The organism is Campylobacter aviculae (assembly GCF_005406215.1).
Lineage (GTDB): Bacteria > Campylobacterota > Campylobacteria > Campylobacterales > Campylobacteraceae > Campylobacter_D > Campylobacter_D aviculae.
Window position 1 is genome coordinate 1 of the sequence record NZ_NXMA01000013.1, and the last position, 18,482, is coordinate 18,482.

Consider the following 18,482-nt stretch of genomic DNA (forward strand, 5'->3'; position numbering starts at 1 on the left):
CTAATGAATCAGCTATCATTTCTAATACAGTTAGTGATATAGCTAATAATATCTTAGAAGATGTTAAGAAGAAAAAGTTTTAAAGAACTTTTTCTTTAAATCATTATCTTTAAATCATTAATGATTATTCTTCTTTAATAACTTTATTGGATAATTATCATTGAATAAATCTTTGATAATTATCTTTTTCTATGATTATTATCCTAAAAAACAAATCAAGAAAATGCTAAAGATATTTAGAATATTTGTAAAAAATTTAATAAATCATAAAATTATTTATTTTTAGATTTTTCAATCAACCATACAATAGCTATCAATAACAATAAAATACCTGCAAAATTTAAAAATCCATATTTATTTGTGAAAAATACTATCAATATAAAAACAAGAAACAGTAATAAAACAATTCCCCTAAAAATTCCCATTAGGATAAAACTAACCAAACTCACTATTAAAAATAAAATCACTGATAGCATAAATCCTCCTTTGGTGAGTATTTTAATAAAAAAATATGAAAGGTTATGTCGAAAAAATTAAAAATAAAAATTTCATGACATAACCTGTCGCGAGAGTATCTTATACTTTCCTTGTAATTTTAAATTAAGGAGAAAAAATGTTTAAAAAAATTATATTAGGTGGTATAGCTCTTGGCGCTACAGGATACGGGATAAAAAAGATCTATGAAATTTGTACAGAAGATAAGATCCAAAATACCGACTATGATCAAATTCTAAATGATGTCCAAAATTATGAAAAAGAAAAATTTGCTCATGACAATTCTTTAAAGTCGAATTCACAGCTTGTAAATATTTTCAACAAAAATCAAGAATATCTACTTGGCACTAAAAATTATGATCAAGAAATCATGTGTTATGAATTTCAAATTTCAGACTTTGAATTTAATGATGAAAATTTCAAACAAAATATAATACAACTTAGCAAACTTTTAGAAAAGAAAATGCCGCTTATAATATCTGATGTGATCGCTGGAGAATTTCATCCTATTGAAAAAATTACAAAAATTTATCAAAGAGATTTTAATGATTTTAGCGAAGAAGAAAAAACAAATTTCAATCAAATTGTCAAGATAAACAATATCGTTTGCACTCTTATAAAAACTATAAAAGCGAGCAATTCTTATCCTGAATTTATGGATCAAGCGCTTAAAAGCTATATTGAAGATAAACTTAGAGGTCAACTATAATGATAAAACCCAAACTAAGATTAACAAAATGTTTAAAATGCAAAAAAACTTTTTTATCTCGCCCTAAAAGTGATGCTTTGGATGGAACAGAACGTTTTTGCCCAAATTGCAAAGGTGAAAAGAAAAATTGGTTGAATTTTTTGACCACCACTATCCTTAAATTAAAAAGAATATAGTAATTTTAATTACTCATTAAATATTTAAAATTTATTGACATGGGGGGGGGATTGGGTAAAATAACAAATTAATAAAAATAAATTTCAAAAAAAGAAGGGAGGAACCAAATAAATACTTTTCCATGCACTGTTTGCGGAGCTTGTTGTAAAAGCATTAATGGTATAAAAGAATTGCAAAACTTTAACAAAAATGGAATTTGCGTTCATCTCAAAGAAGATAATACCTGTGCGATTTACGATACAAGACCTATGATTTGTAAAATTGATGAAATCTATCAAAAATATTTTTCACAATATTATAAAAAAAATGACTTTTATAATGAAAATATAAAAATATGCAATGAATTGCAAAAAAAATTTAAATTAAATAAAAAATTCAGAATTAAACTTATAAAGGAGATTTAACATGCCAGTTCCATTTATTTTAGGAGGTATAGCTGCTGCGGTAGGTGCCTTTGGTGCAAAAAAAGCTTATGATGGATATAAAGCAAAAAGTGAGGCAGAGGATTTAAATAATGAAGCAGAGTCAATTTATGATCGTGCAAAAAATGAATTAGAGACATCAAGAAATCAAGCTCAATCATATCTAGAAAAACTTGGGGAAGCAAAAATTCATTTACATAAAAATTCTCTTAAAGATTTTATAGAAATTTTTTCAAAAATCAAAAATGTTGAAATTGATGATTTTGCAGAAGATGAATTTCAATTTAATATTAAAGAATTTATAAAAACATTGGATTCAAACTGTATTGAATTCAGTAAATTAGTTGGAGGAGGTATTGCATCCTTAGGAGCTGGAGCATTAGCAGGTATTGGTGCTTATAGTAGTGTAGGATTTTTAGCAACGGCATCTACTGGAACTGCAATAGCATCATTAAGTGGTGCAGCAGCTACAAATGCCACCTTAGCTTGGCTTGGAGGAGGTAGCATTGCTGCAGGTGGCTTTGGAATGAGCGTTGGAACGGCTATATTAGGTGGTATAGTGGCTGCACCGGTTTTAGCTGTAGGAGGATTCTTGTATTCCAAAGCTGGAGAGGAAGCCCTCTATAATGCCGAAAGTAATCTCATGAAAGCAAGAGCTTTAGCTAAAGAATTTGAAACCGCACAAATAATTACCGATGCAATTGCAAAAATTGTAGCACAATCTTTGAATGTTATTGAAAAAATAGATTCTCTTCTTTGTAAAGAGCTACAAACACTAAAACTCATGGTTATTAAAGAAAATGATTATACAAAATATTCACAAGGAGAAAAGGAGCATTTGCGCTTTATTGTTAATCTTGTTAAAACATTAACAGGAATTTGCAGAGTTAATGTTTTAACCGATAATGGAATTGTAAATGAGGAATTTAAAAAAGCAATTGAATTTGCACAAAACCAAACAAATAAAATTATAAATTATGAAGATGCAAATGAAGAAAATCGAGAACCACATAGCAATCAAGAGAAAAACCCATGGCTGGAATATAGTTTTATAAATAACAAAAATGGTGAGCAATAAAAACCTAAAGAAGAAAAAATCAACAAAATCATTTAAATAAAGATGGCAAAAGCCATCTTTAAATGTAAGGAATTTTAATGAATAGAGAAACTTTATTTAACGAATTTTTAGATGAATTGGGCTCTCAAAGTTTAGCTAGATTTGGTCTTAATATTTTTAATAACTCATACGGAGCTTTAGTAGAAAGCGGAAAGCTTACAACAAATATATTCAAAGAAGCAAAACAACATGGAAAAAATCCCAATGGATTTGGACAATTATTTGAAACAATACATGTTGGAAAACAAAATATACAAAATGTTAAAAATAAAACTGGAGTTTATACTTTTACTACAGATGAATTGGCAGCAATAAATCGAGTTTATAAAGGTGAAAAATTTGACACTTTAAATGAAGAAAAAACAAAAACTATTACAGCAAATTATTCTGAAAAAGAAATGAAAAAAATTATAAACAACCCAAATTTAAAAGGCCTTATGAAAACCAATCATCCAATAGCAGATACTGTTAGCATAGATAAAAATGGTAAAATTATCGAATTATCACAATTAAAAGCTATTAGCGGTAGTATTTTTTCCAAAGAACAAGATAGATATTTCGATGCAATAGAAAAAGTTAAATTAACATCTGTTACTGTAGATGAAGAAACTTACAATAAAGCAAAATTGGATATAAAAAAATTAGAAGAAAAAATTAAAATTGCCCCTGAAGAAAAAAAAGAGATATTGAAAGAACGGTTGCAAGAAAAACAAAAGAAATTTAATTATCTTAAAAAAAATGGAAATAATCATACAAATCCTCAACAGGCTGTGAATAATGTTATAAAGATACAAATAGGGGAATCTATTGAAAATATATATATGACAGGAGGCAGCGATGCAATTATTGTGGCACTAAGCACATTCGCAAGCGGTGTCATCTACGAAATGCGCTCTGAATTTATAGATAAAAATCATGAAGATATTAAAATTAGAATAGAAAGAATATTAAAAGCTGTTTTAAAAAATTCTTCAGAAGCCTTTACTAGAGGGGCTAGTTTTGGAATTGTAGATAGTTTAGTTGTTATTGTTAGTCAATTGTTATCCAAAATAGGAGGACATCTTAAAAATTTATGGGGTAATTTAAGAAAATCAGTTAAGTCAATATGGAATGCTATTTGTGATTTTATATCGGGAAAAATCAAAAGCAAAAAAGAGCTTATTAAAATCATATTAAAATCCTTATTTTCTTCTATAATTGTAGCTTTTGGAGTTATACTAGAAGAGAAAATATTTTCATTTCTCAGCCCTATTTTAACCCCATTGGTAGCATCACCATTATCTATTGCTATCTCGATATTTGTTTGCTCTTTTGGAGTAATTGCATTTTCTCATACTATTGATTTAACACTAGATGCATTTTTTGGAATTTGTGCTGCAGCTGAAATGGCAAAAAAAAGAAAAGAAGAAATTCAAAAAATATATAATGATATTATGCCGAAAATGTTAGAAAATCAAGAAAAACTTAAAAATTTTACAAATAACTATCTCTATAAATTAAAAATCAACGAAGAAACAAATTTTAATGGCATATGCAAATCAATGGAAAAAGATGACTATGTTTTAGCCAATCAATACATCATTGCTTTTGCACAAGAATTTGAGATAAAAGGGCTTTTTACAGCACAAAAAGAATTTGATAACTTTATGCTAGATAACAAAACTTTAAAAATTTGAAGGAAAATTATGAAAATGCTTATTTAATTTTAACATAAAAATATCCAAGCTAAAAAATACCAAGATTATGAAAATAAAAAACTGAATATTTATCACAATTTAACAAAATTATAACATTTGGGAAAAATGATCATGAAAGAGCACGACAAATTAGCCATTCGTTTGGCACAAATTTTATGCAAATTTAACGATGGGGAAAGATTGAGTATAGAAGAGCTTGCACAAGAATTTAATGTCGATGCAAGAACTATACAAAGAGACTTAAACGAAAGACTCTCCTTTATGCCCATTCAAAAAGAAAATGGAAAATACTTTCTTGAATCTTTTGCCTTGGGACAATTAAGCTTTAAAGACATACAAAATTTTGCTTCTTTAAGTGGTATTAGCGAACTTTATCCGACTCTAGATCAACATTTTATTACGGATTTGTTAAGCCAAAAGATTAATAATGTTTTAGTGGTAAAAAATGAAGGTTTTCAAAAAATAGATCATAACACCTTTGAGAATATAGCAGCAGCTATACTCAATCACAATATTTTATATTTTAACTATAAAGAAAAGAAACGCGAAGTAAATCCTTATAAACTTGTCAATTATAAAGGAATTTGGTATCTTTTGGCAGATGAAAACCACAAACTCAAACATTTTAATTTTAGCAAAATCATCAATCTAAACATCAGTGATAAGAAATTTCAGCCCGATGAAAATTTAAAAGAACTCATCAATCAAGGTAAAAATATTTGGCTAGAAGAAAAAATAGAAGTAATTTTAGAGCTAGATAAAAACGCTAAAGAGTATTTTTTCAGAAAAAAGGTTTTAAGTAATTACAAAATCATAGATGAAAATGAAAAATCTTATATTTTAAATGCAAAAATTTCTTATGATGATGAAATTTTAAATTTGGTCAAACAATGGATCCCTTATATAAAAATCATCTCTCCTATAAAATTAAAAACCAAACTTGAAAATATTTTAAAGGCATATTTAAAAAAATAAATTTAAAATCTTATTTTGCAACCTCTTCTAAATGCTGTAAAATTTTTACCATTGCTAAAGTATCAAGTTTGCAATACTCAAGCAAAGCTTTTCGGTATTGATTTTGAGTTAATTCATCCATATTTTTCATCAATTCAAAGCTCTGCATTGCTTCGCCTCCATTGTGGATTAAAGACAAATTTTTATAAGCTTGTTCCATTTGCGGAATTAAAGCGGGTAAAACCATTTTTATAGAATAACTCCCTTGCATTTTATAATGATAATAATCTTTATTTTGAAAAGGTATCATCAAGTCTTTAATATTGCTTTCTATATTTAATAAATGCTCCCTAAATTCAGGATACAAATCCGCTAATTTTCTTATAACTCCTTTTTCAAAACTTGCATTATAAGCAAGAACACATACATCTTTTGGTATATAAGCGATCAAATTTTTAACCAACTGCTCCCTAGGATCGACCCCACATTGAGATAAAAATTCCCTATGCTCTAATTTATCCTTATTATCAATAATGTAAAGAAAATTGAAAAGGAATTTGCTCATATGGTCTAACCACTTTAAATTCTGGGATAGCTTGAGAAAAAGTTTCAAAGTCCAAATGATACACAGGATAGCTTAGCGTCGCTAAAAAAGCTTTGATTTTATCTTTATTTATGATGATTTCTTGATTTAAACAAGCTTTGATTTGAATTTGTTGCTGTGCATTAAACATAGATAAATCTTTAATATCTGAAAAATTAATAATATTTTGCCTGTAAAGATTAAATTTCTTATCTTGATTTAATCTTGCGATATTAAAAATATTTTCATGATGGCACAAATTTCTTTGTTTATCCCAGCAATAAGTATAAGCATCGCATTCATAAGGATGAAAACATTGTTTTCCTATATCGATATTAGGTTCCTCTTCCAAGGCTAGTGCTTGTTCAAAATCGATCAAATTTTGTTCCACTTGTCTTTGTTTAGATACAACCTGCTGCGTAATATCATCCACGATAAAAAACTCATCCAAATTAAGCTCATCTTCTCTAATATAATTTTTATTGATATAAATTAAATTAACCTGATTAACACTATAGCCTAAATTTGATAAAACATAATATTGCAAAGCACAATCATCCAAATAAACATCTTTTAAAGAAGTAGAGCTTTTTACCTCATTGATAATCAATCCTGATTTTGTATTTTGCAAGATATCCACCATGGCTACAATGCCTCTATAAGAAAAAGTGGCCTCGTATATTATTTCTTGATCTTGATCAATCAAATCCTTAGTAAGCTGACATTTTTCCTCAAAAGTACTGTTTTGAAATTCTATTTTCACACCCTTTGAAAATAAACCATAAGCCAGCTCACCTACTTTATCCCCTGTGCTAAATTTAGTCAAAACATTGTCATCTGGCGTATCCAAAACTTCACTTTTGTGGGTTTTAAGCCATAAGGATTTCACGCATTGCAAGGCTCTTATGTATCTTGACTTTGATAAAAATATGCTTTGTTTCATCTTGTTTATAACTCACATCTCCTTGTATTTATGAGTTTTAATTGTGCCAGATAACTTCTTACTGTTAGTGATTACTACTCTTTTGCTATAAAGAATTTTAACGCCAAAAGATCTATTATAAAAAGTTGTACGCTTATTTTAAAATCCATAGCAAACAATCTATTTTTACATTTTTTATTAATTTTCACATCAAAAAAGCTATTAAAGATTTTCATGCGTCAATATTTTATATTTTTGTTAAATTGATGTAAATTATTCTAAATATTGCAAAACTATTTTCTAATACTAGATATTATATCCAATGTAAGCAATATAGATATATCTTCAGCAGTCTTCATAAACCTTTTATAAAAAAAACTATTCTTATCTATTTTCATATTATTCTTAGCTACAACATTCTTGTAATTATTTATATATTTATCTAAAATGATTTTGTAAATAGTCGCAAACTCGTTGCTATTTATTATGTTAGGATTTTTTGCATCTAATAAATCAAGTTCTATCTTATTTTTTACAATATAACCCATTATATCTTTTTTCATTTTATACAAATAATTAACCAAAGTGATAAATTTAATAAAACCAAATAGTGTTATACACTCGTCATTAAGCGTATATATATTTAATTTATCATTTTTAATATCCTTTTTTATATCATAATGTCCTATTATCTTAATATAATTTGGTTTAAATAGATTGTATTTAAAAATAACTATACTAAAGTATCCCGCTATATTAAATGTTATCCTATCATCGTGCAATGAAGATACTTCAATATCATCTGCTAATTCATTACAATAAATACTCAATAAACACATAACGGTTTCTATGTTATTTTTAACGTGATTATCTAGTTTTAGATTTTCATATTTCTTTAATACCGATTTTAGTTTAGGAGAGAGAATTTTGTTTATCACACTTCTATTGATATCTACATAATCTAAACCATTATAGTCAGGATTAAAGTATGGTATTCTAGTATTAATAAGATTATTATAAGATTCATTTACAAACATATTATCCGACGTTATACTATCATACCAAATATACTCAGTGAATTTAATAGCTGGATGATTTAATTTAAATACTTTAAAAAAATTTAAAGTGTAGCAGAACCCATGTATCGAAGATACTCCTTGATAATTATCTAATTCTATATCAGGTAGTTTTGGATTTACAAGATTGATAAATGTTGTGCTAGATACTATATCGTACTCAGAAAGAGTTCTTTCTCTATCATTATTAAATAAAATTTTTATTAAATATAATATAAAACTATTATATTCATGTGATGCTTCTTTTTTTATATTAAATATATCTTTTAAACCAACCGGTAATTTTTTCATTATTTCTCCTTTAATATTTACATATTAATATAAATAAAAAATAAGTATTTCATTCACTTAATTTTTTATAAATTAGCATTCTTATTTAATACGTATTTTAACATATATTTATTGTTTTTTACTTTTAATAAAATTTAAATATTATCATATAGCAAATTCTATACATTTTATTAAATTCTTTAATTAAACTAATTATAACCATTAACTTATTTAATTTATTGCGTATAATTTTGAAAGCGAGAAAAAATACCTAAGTGGTGCGGATGAAAGGACTTGAACCTTCACGCATTGCTGCACCAGATCCTAAGTCTGGCGTGTCTGCCAATTTCACCACATCCGCGAAGTGGTACGCTCAAGAGGATTCGAACCTCTGACCTACGGCTTAGAAGGCCGTTGCTCTATCCAGCTGAGCTATGAACGCACAAAAAAAGAGAAAGGGTTGGTACGCCCGATAGGAATTGAACCCATAACCTACAGATCCGAAGTCTGTCGCTCTATCCAGTTGAGCTACGGGCGCTCTGATGGGGTGAGTGATGGGAATCGAACCCACGACCCTCAGGACCACAATCTGATGCTCTAACCGACTGAGCTACACTCACCATTTTATAATTAAAATGGTCGGGGTGAAAGGATTCGAACCTTCGGCCCCTTGGTCCCAAACCAAGTGCGCTAACCAGACTGCGCTACACCCCGAATTTAAAAACTGATATTTTATCAAAAAAGAAATGATAAGTCAAGAAAACCTACTTTCTAACACGCAAAAAAACAGGAAAACGAGGGAGTGAATTTTTGGTTAATCCACTAAATTTATAAGTGATAATAGTGCCTATTTTTGGAGGATTTCTTCTATCTTCATCTTTTAAACCACTGCCTATTTTTATGATTTTATTATCAGGCATTTTACAAAGTAAAGAGCCTACTTGATTTTCAAATTTGCCCTTACCTTTTGTATAACCAACCACTTCACATTCTGCATCGTCATAAGGTTTTAGCTTTAAAGCCTCTTTACTTCTACCTTTTTCATAAGGACTTAAATTTTTACGTATTACCACTCCTTCACCTTTATTTTTTATGATATTTTCATAAAAATCATTTAAATGCTTTTTATCTTTTATAGGAATTTGAGGAATGATTTTTATATACAAACTAGGATGCTTTTGTAAATATTTTTGCAAAACTTGAAGTCTATTTTCAAGAGTACAAGGATTGAGATTAAATTCTTCACAAGCATTAGGAACATCAAAGACATTATAGGTTACTTTTTTCCAAAACTCTACATTAACCTCATCACTTCTTACAAGAGAAGAAATTTCATCAAATTGCGATCTAGCGATCCAAAGTTCTCCATCAAGAGTAAAAGGTGGGAAATTTTTTATAAAAAACGAAGGAGTGGTTATTGTCTGATTTTGGCGTGTATGAAAATAATTTCCATTCCAAATTCCACGCACTCCATCAAGCTTTTCACTCATCAAATAACCGCTAAAATTTTTATCTTTAAACTCTTGCATATTAAATTTACTAAGAAGCAAAATTTCGCTAGCAAAAGAAAAAGATATAAAGCAAGCTATAAAAATAATCTTAATCAAGACAAATTAACCATATAACCTGTAGCATCTTTTTGTATATTGTAATTGTAAGTTCCATCAAGATAAATTACAAGCCTATAATATCCTTTATGGGATCCAAAATCTATGCGTTTGAAAATTGAATTTTTAAGGCGTATATTTTTTGTAGGTTTAACAGAATCTGATTTAAAATCCATAACAATTTTGCTAGGATTTCCTACAGAAAAATCACTGATAATTTCATCACTTGTATTTAGTTTAATTTTATTTTTATAAACGGCATAGGAAATAAAATCGTAAATTTTAGAAATTTGCAAAGGAATTTCTATATTTGCCGTAGTATTGGATTCTTGTTTAGAACTATTTTCTGGTATAGTAACTGAAACGTCTAAAACTTTTGAAGGATCAGGGCTTTTAGAGCGTACAATAGTATAAGTATCATGCCAATCTATACTTTTATTAACATCCACGTTAAGACTATCTTCACTTCCGTCTAATTTTATATAATTAAAAGTAATACTTTTCAAAATTCTTGCATTGGAATTAAATTTTACATCTTCTTTTTGAAAATCCGGTGGAACAATCATACTTACGTTTTGCTCCATTTTAAAAGGATTTTCTTCAGCATTTAAAAAAGAGGTGCAAATTAAAAATATTGCTAAAATTCTAGTTTTCATTTGGATACAACCCTTTTAATTCAAAATAATCTTTTTGAGCTTTAGCATTTTGCTTTTTAAGTAAGGATATCTGCTTGGTTAAGTCTTCTTTGGTTCTCTCTAAAGAAAGCAAGGTATCCAAAGAGTATTGTCCAAAAAGCATATTCCCGAAATAAATCGCTCCCATCACAACTAACAAAGCCCAACAAAACATTTTTATAATGTGTATATAAAAACTTTTCTTTTTAGTACTTTCATCGTATTCTTTGAGTAAATCGCTCAGAGTTTTTCTCCTAAATATTCATCACTATCAAGCTCTATTTCAAGCAAACGATTATATTTTGCAGTTCTTTCACTTCTTGCTAAAGCACCTGTTTTAATTTGCCCTGTGTTTAAAGCAACTGCAAAATCAGCAATAAAAGTATCTTCGCTTTCTCCACTTCTATGAGACATAATGCATTTATAATTATTTCTATAAGCTAAACGCACCGTTCTCATGGTTTGAGTAATGGTGCCTATTTGGTTTGGTTTTATCAAAACAGCATTGGCTATTTTCTTAATAATACCTTCTCGCAAAATATCTTCATTGGTAACAAACAAATCATCACCTACGAGTTGAATTTTATCTCCTAATTTTTGAGTGAGTTTTATCCATCCTTCAAAATCATTTTCAGCCAAACCATCTTCTATGCTACAAATTGGATATTTAGAACAAAGTTCTATATAATACTCGATCAAGTCTTCATTTGAAAAAGCCTTACCTTCGATATGATATTTTCCATCTTTAAAAAATTCACTACTTGCTATATCCAAAGCAATCTTTACGCGATTCTCATAACCTGCTTTTTTAATACAAGTCATTAAAAATTCAATTGCTTCTTGATTATTTTTTAAATTCGGAGCAAAACCACCCTCATCCCCTAAAGCGGTAGAATGTCCAGCATCACTAAGCTCTTTTTTAAGAAGGGCATAAATTTCACAAACTGAACGCAAAGCTTCTTTAAAACTAGTAAAACCAAAAGGCATAATCATAAATTCTTGAAAATCAATATTGTTATTTGCATGAGCTCCACCATTAATGATATTGCACATTGGAACGGGTAAAATACTAGCATTTGCTCCACCTAAGTAACGATATAAAGGAATATTTAAAGCATTAGCAGCAGCACGAGCTGTTGCCATCGAAACACCTAAAGTTGCGTTCGCACCTAAATTTGCATAGTTATTAGTGCCATCAAGATCACGCAAAGTGTTGTCTAATTGGGTTTGATTAAATGCATCAAGTCCTATAATTTCATCAGCTATAGTTTCATTTATATTAGAAACTGCTTTTAAAACGCCTTTACCTCCAAATCTTTCATCTTTATCACGAAGTTCCAAAGCTTCTTTTGAACCCGTACTGGCACCGCTTGGAACTATAGCTGAACCTATACTTCCATCACTTAAAGTGATTTCGGTTTTGATGGTTGGATTTGCTCTACTATCAAGCACTTCATAAGCACGAACATCTTCAATAATTAACATTAGTATTCCTAGTCTTCATCTTCTTCACTAGCACTAATCATACCTTCTATTCCCATAGAATTTTGAATAGCTTTGGTAATTTCATCTACAATTTCTGGATTTTCTTTTAAAAAGGCTTTTGAATTTTCTCTACCCTGTCCCAATTTTTTGTCTTTATAAGAGAACCAAGCACCGCTTTTATCTATAATATCAAGTTTTACCCCATAGTCGATAAGCTCTCCCTCGCGACTCAATCCTTCTCCAAACATTACATCAAATTCAGCCTGTCTAAATGGAGGAGCAACCTTGTTTTTTACAACTTTTACTTTTACGCGGTTACCAATAGGCTCTTCATTTTGCTTAAGAGTAGCTACTTTTCTAACATCTAAACGCACAGAAGCATAAAATTTAAGTGCATTTCCTCCAGTAGTAGTTTCTGGAGTACCATAACCCATAGCACCTATTTTCATACGAATTTGATTGATAAAAATAACTGTTGTATTCATCTTATGCACAATACCGGTAAGTTTTCTTAAGGCTTGCGACATCAATCTTGCTTGAAGTCCCACATGCTGATCTCCCATATCTCCTTCAATCTCTGCTTTTGGAGTTAAGGCTGCAACACTATCGACCACAATTAAATCAATCGCTCCACTTCTAGCAATAGTTTCCACAATCTCCAAAGCCTGTTCTCCAAAATCAGGTTGAGAGATATAAAGATTATCTGTATCCACTCCTAAATTTTTAGCGTATTTTACATCTAATGCATGCTCTGCATCAATAAAAGCACAAACTCCGCCCGCTTTTTGACACTCTGCAATAATGTGCAAAGTTAAAGTTGTCTTTCCTGAACTCTCTGGTCCATAAATTTCAATAATCCTACCTTTTGGTACACCTCCTATACCTAAAGCTAGATCTAAACCAACCGATCCAGTGCTTATGCTATCAATTTGTTCAACTTCTTTATCTCCAAGTCTTAAGATCGTGCCTTTTCCGAAAGCTTTATCAAGACTTTTTAAGGCTGCGTCTAAAGATTTTTTCTTATTATCATCCATTATATTCCTTACAAATTTTCAATCTTAAGAATTCTAACAAAATAAAATTAAATAATGTTTTATTTTTTTATAAATTTTTAAATGAAATTTTATACAATAATCTAAGAAAAAATTTATCAAGGTTGATTACGCGATGAAAAAAATGATAACGATTGCACATTCCCCAGATGCAGATGATATATTTATGTATATGGCTATTTATTTTGGATGGGTGGGTAATGATTTTATTTACAAAAATACAGCCTTAGATATACAAACTTTAAATGAATTTGCTTTAAAAAATGAATTTGATGCTACAGCTATTTCCTTTGGGCTTTATCCCTTAATCGCTAAAGAATACGCTCTTTTAAGAACTGCAGTAAGTTTTGGTCAAGGCTATGGTCCTAAACTGATCAAAAAAAAAGACACTCAACTAAAAAGGAATTTCAAAGTTGCTCTTAGCGGAGCCAATACAACCAATGCTTTAATTTTTCGCATGAAATATCCTGAAGCTAAAATTATCTATAAAAATTTTTTAGAGATTGAAAGTGCAGTTCTAAGTGGAGAAGTGGATGCTGGAGTTTTAATACACGAAAGTATTTTAGATTTTAATCAAAATCTTTGCGTAGAAGCTGAAATTTGGGATATATGGATAGATCTTGTTAAAGAAAATTTACCCTTACCTTTAGGTGGGATGGCTTTACGCAGATCTTTACCTTTAAGTGATGCGATTAAGATTGAAAAAGATTTAACTAACGCTGTTAAAATAGCTGATTCTAATCGTAAAATCATAGCTCCTATGTTATTAGAGAGAAATTTAATCCGAGTCGATGAAAAAAAACTCGATACCTATCTCAATCTTTATGCAAATAAAAATTCCATCAGTATGGATGAAAAACAATTTTGTGCTGTTAATGCACTTTTTAAATTAGGATATGATTATAAATTTTATGATAAAATCATAGATGTAAATGATTATCTCATACCTAGTGAATATGAACAAGCACGAAATTCTTAAAGGAATAAGATGAATGAAAGCACTTTAGTCGAACTTGGAGTTCAAACTTTTAAAATCACGCTTTTATTATCCTTGCCTATGCTTTTGGCAGGTTTGATTGCGGGTTTGATTATCAGTATATTTCAAGCCACAACGCAGATTAATGAAATGACTCTTTCTTTTGTTCCTAAAATCATCTTAGTGGTTATTGTAATTATTTTTTTAATGCCATGGATGACAACAACTATGATTGATTTTACTCAAAACATTCTCAATCAAATTCCAAATTTTATTAAATGATTATTGATTTTAAAAAATACTCATCTATTCGCATTGGTAATGAATTTGAAGTGCAAATCCTAGATAAAATTTGCAATTTTGAAGGCTTTTTAATAGGAGGAGCCAATAATTTACTCGTGAGTCCAAAACCAAAAAATATAGGAATTTTGGATGAGAAATTTGATTTTATAGAAATTTTAGATCAAAATCAAGAATTTATCCATCTTCGCATTGGCTGCAAAACAAATTCAAAAAAGATGTATCGTTTTTCAAAAGAAAATAATCTTTGTGGCTTTGAATATCTTAGCAAAATTCCTGGCACACTAGGAGGACTTTTGAAAATGAATGCAGGTCTTAAAGGAGAGTGTATCAGTCAAAATTTACTCAAAATCGCTACTTCAAAAGGTGAAATTTTGCGTGAAAATATCAATTTTGATTATAGATTTTGCCCTTTAAAAGTGCCTTTTTTTTGGGCTGAATTTAAGCTACCATTTGATTTTGATTATGTAAAAGATGAAGCTTTAAAAAATGCTAGAAATAATCAACCTAGTGGAGCAAGTTTTGGATCCATTTTTAAAAATCCCAAAGGAGACTTTGCAGGACGTTTAATTGAAGCTGTTGGACTAAAAGGTTTTAGCAAAGGTGATGCTATGATAAGTGACAAGCACGCTAATTTTCTTATCAATAAAAAAAATGCAAGTTATGAAGATGCGATCTTTTTAATTGAGCTTGCGAGAAAAAAAGTATTTGAAGAATTTGGAATTATGCTAGAAAATGAGGTGATTATAATCTAATTTTTACAATTGAAAATTAACACTTATATTGAAAACTTGTTATAATTTAAAATAAAAATTAGGATAATGAATGCAAATTAATGTAAATTTAGAAGAAATGGACAAATGGCAAATTACTAATGAGCTTAGAAAGATTTTATCTTATCTTGATCCTATAACTGCACACGAAATAGCAAAAGAATTAAGACAAGAATTTCCAAGCATAGAAGAGCTTCAAGAAAGAATTAAAAAAATCAATGAATAATTAAAATCTAAAATTTCTAATGGATGAAATTTACAAGCTCTTTATTGATGGCTTTCGATAACATTTTAGGCATTTGTTCTAAAACATCTTGATAATTTCTCTTAAAATCTTTTACATCAAGAGCTAGGCTAAATTTTGCATTTTTAGCTACAATAACCCTACCCTTATCCAAAGAAATGATTTTAAAATTTACTTTTGCGACTGCATTTTTTGTTATAGTGATAAAATAATTTGTAGTATTAACATAAAAATCATCCAAATTTACTATAATTAGGTAATCGATAAACTTGGCATAAATTTTATTTTTATCCTTTTCTTGTTTTAAAAAAGGGGCTACATTAACAAACCTGGAATCTTTAGGGCTAAATTTCAACAAAACATCTCGACTTTGGTAAAGCCCATTAGCCGCTGAATTCGCAAAATTTAAGTTTAAAGCATCAATTAATTTTTTAGAAAATATGCTTGAAAAATCTTTAGCATCAACTCTTAACCCATCTGAAAAATAACCAAAATTTTTTCTAAAACTTAAAACGATAGCAAAATCTTTATCTTTATCTTTAATTATACTAGGTTTTTTTTCAATTAAAATTGAACTATCGAATAAGGCTTTTTGATCATCTAAATTTGAATTGGCAACATTTTGTCCAAGATCAATAATTTCAAAATTATCTTCACTTTGCTGAAGCTTTACAATTTTTTTTTGCGAAAAATCATTTGAAAAAAGATTGGAACTTAAAAAAATACTCATACATATAATAATAAAAAATTTCATTCTTTATCCTCGATTAAAATTAAAGCAAAAATTATAACCAAAAATATTTATAAAAAATCTTTTAAAAAGCTTTTTCGAGAAACACATATAAAAAATTGTGATCTATGTTCTAAAGCATTATATGAAATTAAATTCCCATCTAGCATTCCCATAAAACCGCCGTTTAAATTGACCAAAAAATCTCCAGCTGCTATATCCCAAATCTTTAATCTATCAAGACGTTTATAAATACCCGCTCTACCTTCCAAAATAGCACAAAATTTAAGCCCTGAACCTATATTAATAGCTTTTAATTCATGTTTTTGTGCGAATTCCAAATCCTCTCGATTTAAGTGATTTACACTTAATAAAGCTTTAAATTGATTGTTTTTAAAATATGTTTCATCAATGTATAAAATCTCATCGTTTTTATAAACTTTAGTATTGCTGTGTCCATAAAAAATATCACCACTTGATGGACTTTTGATAAGAGATAAAATGGGGCGATTTTGATGGATCAAAGAAATCATGATACAAAACTCATCAGAGCCTTTTAAAAACCCACTTGTTCCATCAAGCGGATCAATTAACCAAAAAGTTTGCAAATTTTCACTCTCTTTTTGACTTAAAATTTTTTCTTCAGATAGAACCTTAATATCTGTTTTTCCCAAAACATCATTTAAAATTTGATCTGACGCTAAATCTGCAGAAGTGAGTGCGGAACCATCCTCCTTTTTCCAATCTTTTAAATGTTTTCGTTCCTTTAAAATTGCTATTGATGCCTTATTTGCAGCATCTATAGCAATTTGCATTAAAATATCTAAATTTTGCATATTATTTCCTAAAAAATTTGTTTCAATGCACCTTAAAACAAATTTTATTTACAAATAATATCATCTTTTCGTTTCTCCACAATAAAGTTGTCTTGGACGAACTATCTTTAAATTTTCTTGTTCTTTTTGCTCAATCCATTGTGCTATCCAGCCTGGAGTACGACCGATCACAAAAAGTGTTGCAAACATTTCATTTGGAATTCCTAAGGCTTTTAAAATCAAACCGCTATGAAAATCTACGTTCGGATAAAGACCTCTTGTTATAAAATAATCATCTTGTAAAGCGATTTCTTCAATGCGAGTTGCAACTTTGATTAAATTTGTATCAATTCCTAACTCATCAATAAGCTGATCTCGTAGTTTCTTAAGCACCTTGGCTCTAGGATCGAAATTTTTATACACACGGTGTCCAAATCCCATTAAACGAAATGGATCGTTTTTATCTTTAGCTCTTTTTATAAATTCATCTACCCTATCTACACTACCAATTTGTTCAAGCATTCTAATAACACCCTCATTGGCGCCTCCGTGTGCATGTCCCCAAAGTGCTCCTATACCTGCTGCGATACATGCATAAGGATGTGCTTGAGTTGAACCAACTGCACGTACCGTTGAAGTAGAAGCATTTTGCTCATGATCTGCATGGAGCATAAAAACGGTATCGAGTGCTTTTACCTCTATAGGTTTTAACTCTACATGATCATAAGGATAAGTCCTTAGCATATATAAGAAATTTTCAGTAAAACCTCGATCTAAATTAGGATAAGCCATAGGAAATCCATTTTTATAACGATAAGCAGTCGCTACTATAGTGGGAATTTTAGCTACAATACGTGCTGCCATTTCCATATATTCTTCTTTAATGTTCATATTTAAATGATCGGGATAAAAGGCCGAAAGAGAAGAAACTGCCCCTTGTAAAACAGCCATAGGATGGGCTTCATCAGGAAAAGAATCAAAAAGGCGATGCATACCCTCATGGATATAAGAACGCTTTTTAAGTTCGTATCTAAAAGCCTCCAATCTTTCCTCGCTTGGAAGTTCTTTATAAAGCAATAAATGCACCACATCTAAAAAAAGTTTATTTTCTGCCAACCATTCTATAGGATAACCTCTATGCATCAATACACCGTTTTCTCCATCAATATAAGTGATTTTAGACTTACAAGTTGCAGTTGAAGTTAAACCCTCGTCATAAGCAAACATTCCAGTTTGCTTATAAAAACTTCCTATATCAACAACACTCGGCCCCATAGTTCCCTCATATATAGGAAAATCGTAACTTTTACCATTTCTATTATCGGTTATAGTAACAGAATTTGACATTTCAACCCCTTTTTTATTTTATTCTAACAAAAAAGAATGATAATAAACTTTTTTATT

General features: G+C 29.3%; 20 protein-coding genes, 5 tRNA genes and 2 pseudogenes. 10 read left to right on the top strand and 17 right to left on the bottom strand.

Annotated features, from left to right (window positions below; translation table 11 throughout):
* Positions 1-83 (top strand): annotated as a pseudogene (locus tag CQA76_RS09450) (methyl-accepting chemotaxis protein); the annotation flags it as partial.
* Between the two features lie 189 nt (positions 84-272).
* On the opposite strand, the gene CQA76_RS07060 reads toward CQA76_RS09450, so the two are convergent.
* The gene (locus tag CQA76_RS07060) at positions 273-476 is read right to left on the bottom strand and encodes a hypothetical protein (protein WP_137622719.1); all 204 of its coding nucleotides are present in this window, start codon (positions 474-476) and stop codon (positions 273-275) included.
* A gap of 137 nt (positions 477-613) precedes the next feature.
* Here CQA76_RS07060 and CQA76_RS07065 point away from each other — a divergent pair, with 137 nt between their 5' ends.
* Complete coding sequence (locus CQA76_RS07065) at positions 614-1,204, top strand: hypothetical protein (protein WP_137622720.1); 591 nt, start codon at positions 614-616, stop codon at positions 1,202-1,204.
* Here CQA76_RS07065 and CQA76_RS09065 read toward each other — a convergent pair.
* Positions 1,188-1,352, bottom strand: coding sequence for a hypothetical protein (locus CQA76_RS09065; RefSeq protein ID WP_170999727.1), 165 nt, complete (start codon positions 1,350-1,352; stop codon positions 1,188-1,190). The genes CQA76_RS07065 and CQA76_RS09065 overlap by 17 nt on opposite strands.
* A gap of 136 nt (positions 1,353-1,488) precedes the next feature.
* Between CQA76_RS09065 and CQA76_RS07070 the strand changes: the two genes are divergently transcribed.
* The 4 genes from CQA76_RS07070 (at position 1,489) to CQA76_RS07085 (ending at position 5,592) form a co-directional block, all read left to right on the top strand.
* On the top strand, positions 1,489-1,785 hold the full coding sequence (locus tag CQA76_RS07070; RefSeq protein ID WP_137622721.1) for a YkgJ family cysteine cluster protein: 297 nt from the start codon (positions 1,489-1,491) through the stop codon (positions 1,783-1,785).
* A gap of 1 nt (position 1,786) precedes the next feature.
* On the top strand, positions 1,787-2,881 hold the full coding sequence (locus CQA76_RS07075) for a hypothetical protein (RefSeq protein WP_170999728.1): 1,095 nt from the start codon (positions 1,787-1,789) through the stop codon (positions 2,879-2,881).
* A 77-nt stretch (positions 2,882-2,958) separates the two neighbouring features.
* Positions 2,959-4,596, top strand: coding sequence for a hypothetical protein (locus tag CQA76_RS07080; protein WP_137622722.1), 1,638 nt, complete (start codon positions 2,959-2,961; stop codon positions 4,594-4,596).
* A 132-nt stretch (positions 4,597-4,728) separates the two neighbouring features.
* Entirely contained in the window at positions 4,729-5,592 is an 864-nt protein-coding gene (locus tag CQA76_RS07085) for a helix-turn-helix transcriptional regulator (protein ID WP_137622723.1), read from the top strand.
* A 10-nt stretch (positions 5,593-5,602) separates the two neighbouring features.
* Here CQA76_RS07085 and CQA76_RS09370 read toward each other — a convergent pair.
* From CQA76_RS09370 to recA, 12 genes and pseudogenes are all read right to left on the bottom strand, one after another.
* Positions 5,603-7,097: pseudogene (locus CQA76_RS09370) on the bottom strand (DUF2779 domain-containing protein).
* A 272-nt stretch (positions 7,098-7,369) separates the two neighbouring features.
* Positions 7,370-8,443 carry a hypothetical protein gene (locus CQA76_RS07095; RefSeq protein ID WP_137622724.1) on the bottom strand — a complete coding sequence of 358 codons (1,074 nt, stop codon included), beginning with the start codon at positions 8,441-8,443 and terminating at the stop codon, positions 7,370-7,372.
* Positions 8,444-8,698: 255 nt separating this feature from the next.
* Positions 8,699-8,783: transfer RNA gene (locus CQA76_RS07100), tRNA-Leu, on the bottom strand.
* A 4-nt stretch (positions 8,784-8,787) separates the two neighbouring features.
* Positions 8,788-8,864: transfer RNA gene (locus CQA76_RS07105), tRNA-Arg, on the bottom strand.
* Positions 8,865-8,883: 19 nt separating this feature from the next.
* A tRNA-Arg gene (locus CQA76_RS07110) sits at positions 8,884-8,960 on the bottom strand.
* Positions 8,961-8,965: 5 nt separating this feature from the next.
* Positions 8,966-9,042, bottom strand: a tRNA-His gene (locus CQA76_RS07115).
* A 16-nt stretch (positions 9,043-9,058) separates the two neighbouring features.
* Positions 9,059-9,136, bottom strand: a tRNA-Pro gene (locus CQA76_RS07120).
* A 50-nt stretch (positions 9,137-9,186) separates the two neighbouring features.
* The gene (locus tag CQA76_RS07125) at positions 9,187-10,026 is read right to left on the bottom strand and encodes a DNA ligase (protein WP_408608982.1); all 840 of its coding nucleotides are present in this window, start codon (positions 10,024-10,026) and stop codon (positions 9,187-9,189) included.
* Positions 10,026-10,685 carry an AMIN domain-containing protein gene (cgpA, locus tag CQA76_RS07130; RefSeq protein WP_137622726.1) on the bottom strand — a complete coding sequence of 220 codons (660 nt, stop codon included), beginning with the start codon at positions 10,683-10,685 and terminating at the stop codon, positions 10,026-10,028. Before cgpA ends, CQA76_RS07125 begins: the two co-directional genes overlap by 1 nt.
* Complete coding sequence (locus CQA76_RS07135) at positions 10,675-10,878, bottom strand: hypothetical protein (RefSeq protein ID WP_137622727.1); 204 nt, start codon at positions 10,876-10,878, stop codon at positions 10,675-10,677. Before CQA76_RS07135 ends, cgpA begins: the two co-directional genes overlap by 11 nt.
* A gap of 65 nt (positions 10,879-10,943) precedes the next feature.
* Positions 10,944-12,188, bottom strand: a complete 1,245-nt coding sequence (eno, locus tag CQA76_RS07140) for a phosphopyruvate hydratase (RefSeq protein WP_137622728.1) — start codon at positions 12,186-12,188, stop codon at positions 10,944-10,946.
* An 8-nt stretch (positions 12,189-12,196) separates the two neighbouring features.
* Positions 12,197-13,222, bottom strand: coding sequence for a recombinase RecA (gene recA, locus CQA76_RS07145; protein ID WP_137622729.1), 1,026 nt, complete (start codon positions 13,220-13,222; stop codon positions 12,197-12,199).
* Between the two features lie 133 nt (positions 13,223-13,355).
* Here recA and CQA76_RS07150 point away from each other — a divergent pair, with 133 nt between their 5' ends.
* From CQA76_RS07150 to CQA76_RS09070, 4 genes are all read left to right on the top strand, one after another.
* Positions 13,356-14,219 (top strand): menaquinone biosynthesis family protein, encoded by an 864-nt coding sequence (locus CQA76_RS07150; RefSeq protein ID WP_137622730.1) that lies wholly within the window; start codon positions 13,356-13,358, stop codon positions 14,217-14,219.
* 9 nt (positions 14,220-14,228) lie between these two features.
* Entirely contained in the window at positions 14,229-14,498 is a 270-nt protein-coding gene (fliQ, locus tag CQA76_RS07155; RefSeq protein WP_137622731.1) for a flagellar biosynthesis protein FliQ, read from the top strand.
* A complete protein-coding gene (locus CQA76_RS07160; protein WP_137622732.1) occupies positions 14,495-15,271 on the top strand; it encodes a UDP-N-acetylmuramate dehydrogenase in 777 nt (258 codons plus the stop codon). Before fliQ ends, CQA76_RS07160 begins: the two co-directional genes overlap by 4 nt.
* A 70-nt stretch (positions 15,272-15,341) precedes the next feature.
* Entirely contained in the window at positions 15,342-15,515 is a 174-nt protein-coding gene (locus CQA76_RS09070) for a hypothetical protein (protein ID WP_170999729.1), read from the top strand.
* Between the two features lie 16 nt (positions 15,516-15,531).
* Here the strand turns inward: CQA76_RS09070 and CQA76_RS07165 are convergent, their stop codons facing one another.
* Genes CQA76_RS07165 through CQA76_RS07175 form a run of 3 tightly spaced genes read right to left on the bottom strand, consistent with a single transcriptional unit; the run spans position 15,532 to position 18,425 of the window.
* On the bottom strand, positions 15,532-16,287 hold the full coding sequence (locus CQA76_RS07165; RefSeq protein ID WP_137622733.1) for a hypothetical protein: 756 nt from the start codon (positions 16,285-16,287) through the stop codon (positions 15,532-15,534).
* A gap of 47 nt (positions 16,288-16,334) precedes the next feature.
* The gene (locus CQA76_RS07170; protein ID WP_137622734.1) at positions 16,335-17,099 is read right to left on the bottom strand and encodes a 3'(2'),5'-bisphosphate nucleotidase CysQ; all 765 of its coding nucleotides are present in this window, start codon (positions 17,097-17,099) and stop codon (positions 16,335-16,337) included.
* A gap of 60 nt (positions 17,100-17,159) precedes the next feature.
* A complete protein-coding gene (locus CQA76_RS07175) occupies positions 17,160-18,425 on the bottom strand; it encodes a citrate synthase (RefSeq protein ID WP_137622735.1) in 1,266 nt (421 codons plus the stop codon).
* Between the last annotated feature and the right edge of the window lie 57 nt (positions 18,426-18,482).

Excerpts from the sequence above, each read along its gene's own strand:
- CQA76_RS07060 (WP_137622719.1), bottom strand. The coding sequence starts at position 476 with ATGCTATCAGTGATTTTATTTTTAATAGTGAGTTTGGTTAGTTTTATC.
- CQA76_RS07065 (WP_137622720.1), top strand. The coding sequence starts at position 614 with ATGTTTAAAAAAATTATATTAGGTGGTATAGCTCTTGGCGCTACAGGA.
- CQA76_RS07075 (WP_170999728.1), top strand. The coding sequence starts at position 1,787 with ATGCCAGTTCCATTTATTTTAGGAGGTATAGCTGCTGCGGTAGGTGCC.
- CQA76_RS07080 (WP_137622722.1), top strand. The coding sequence starts at position 2,959 with ATGAATAGAGAAACTTTATTTAACGAATTTTTAGATGAATTGGGCTCT.
- CQA76_RS07085 (WP_137622723.1), top strand. The coding sequence starts at position 4,729 with ATGAAAGAGCACGACAAATTAGCCATTCGTTTGGCACAAATTTTATGC.
- CQA76_RS07095 (WP_137622724.1), bottom strand. The coding sequence starts at position 8,443 with ATGAAAAAATTACCGGTTGGTTTAAAAGATATATTTAATATAAAAAAA.
- cgpA (WP_137622726.1), bottom strand. The coding sequence starts at position 10,685 with ATGAAAACTAGAATTTTAGCAATATTTTTAATTTGCACCTCTTTTTTA.
- CQA76_RS07135 (WP_137622727.1), bottom strand. The coding sequence starts at position 10,878 with ATGTTTTGTTGGGCTTTGTTAGTTGTGATGGGAGCGATTTATTTCGGG.
- eno (WP_137622728.1), bottom strand. The coding sequence starts at position 12,188 with ATGTTAATTATTGAAGATGTTCGTGCTTATGAAGTGCTTGATAGTAGA.
- recA (WP_137622729.1), bottom strand. The coding sequence starts at position 13,222 with ATGGATGATAATAAGAAAAAATCTTTAGACGCAGCCTTAAAAAGTCTT.
- CQA76_RS07150 (WP_137622730.1), top strand. The coding sequence starts at position 13,356 with ATGAAAAAAATGATAACGATTGCACATTCCCCAGATGCAGATGATATA.
- fliQ (WP_137622731.1), top strand. The coding sequence starts at position 14,229 with ATGAATGAAAGCACTTTAGTCGAACTTGGAGTTCAAACTTTTAAAATC.
- CQA76_RS07160 (WP_137622732.1), top strand. The coding sequence starts at position 14,495 with ATGATTATTGATTTTAAAAAATACTCATCTATTCGCATTGGTAATGAA.
- CQA76_RS09070 (WP_170999729.1), top strand. The coding sequence starts at position 15,342 with ATGCAAATTAATGTAAATTTAGAAGAAATGGACAAATGGCAAATTACT.
- CQA76_RS07165 (WP_137622733.1), bottom strand. The coding sequence starts at position 16,287 with ATGAAATTTTTTATTATTATATGTATGAGTATTTTTTTAAGTTCCAAT.
- CQA76_RS07170 (WP_137622734.1), bottom strand. The coding sequence starts at position 17,099 with ATGCAAAATTTAGATATTTTAATGCAAATTGCTATAGATGCTGCAAAT.
- CQA76_RS07175 (WP_137622735.1), bottom strand. The coding sequence starts at position 18,425 with ATGTCAAATTCTGTTACTATAACCGATAATAGAAATGGTAAAAGTTAC.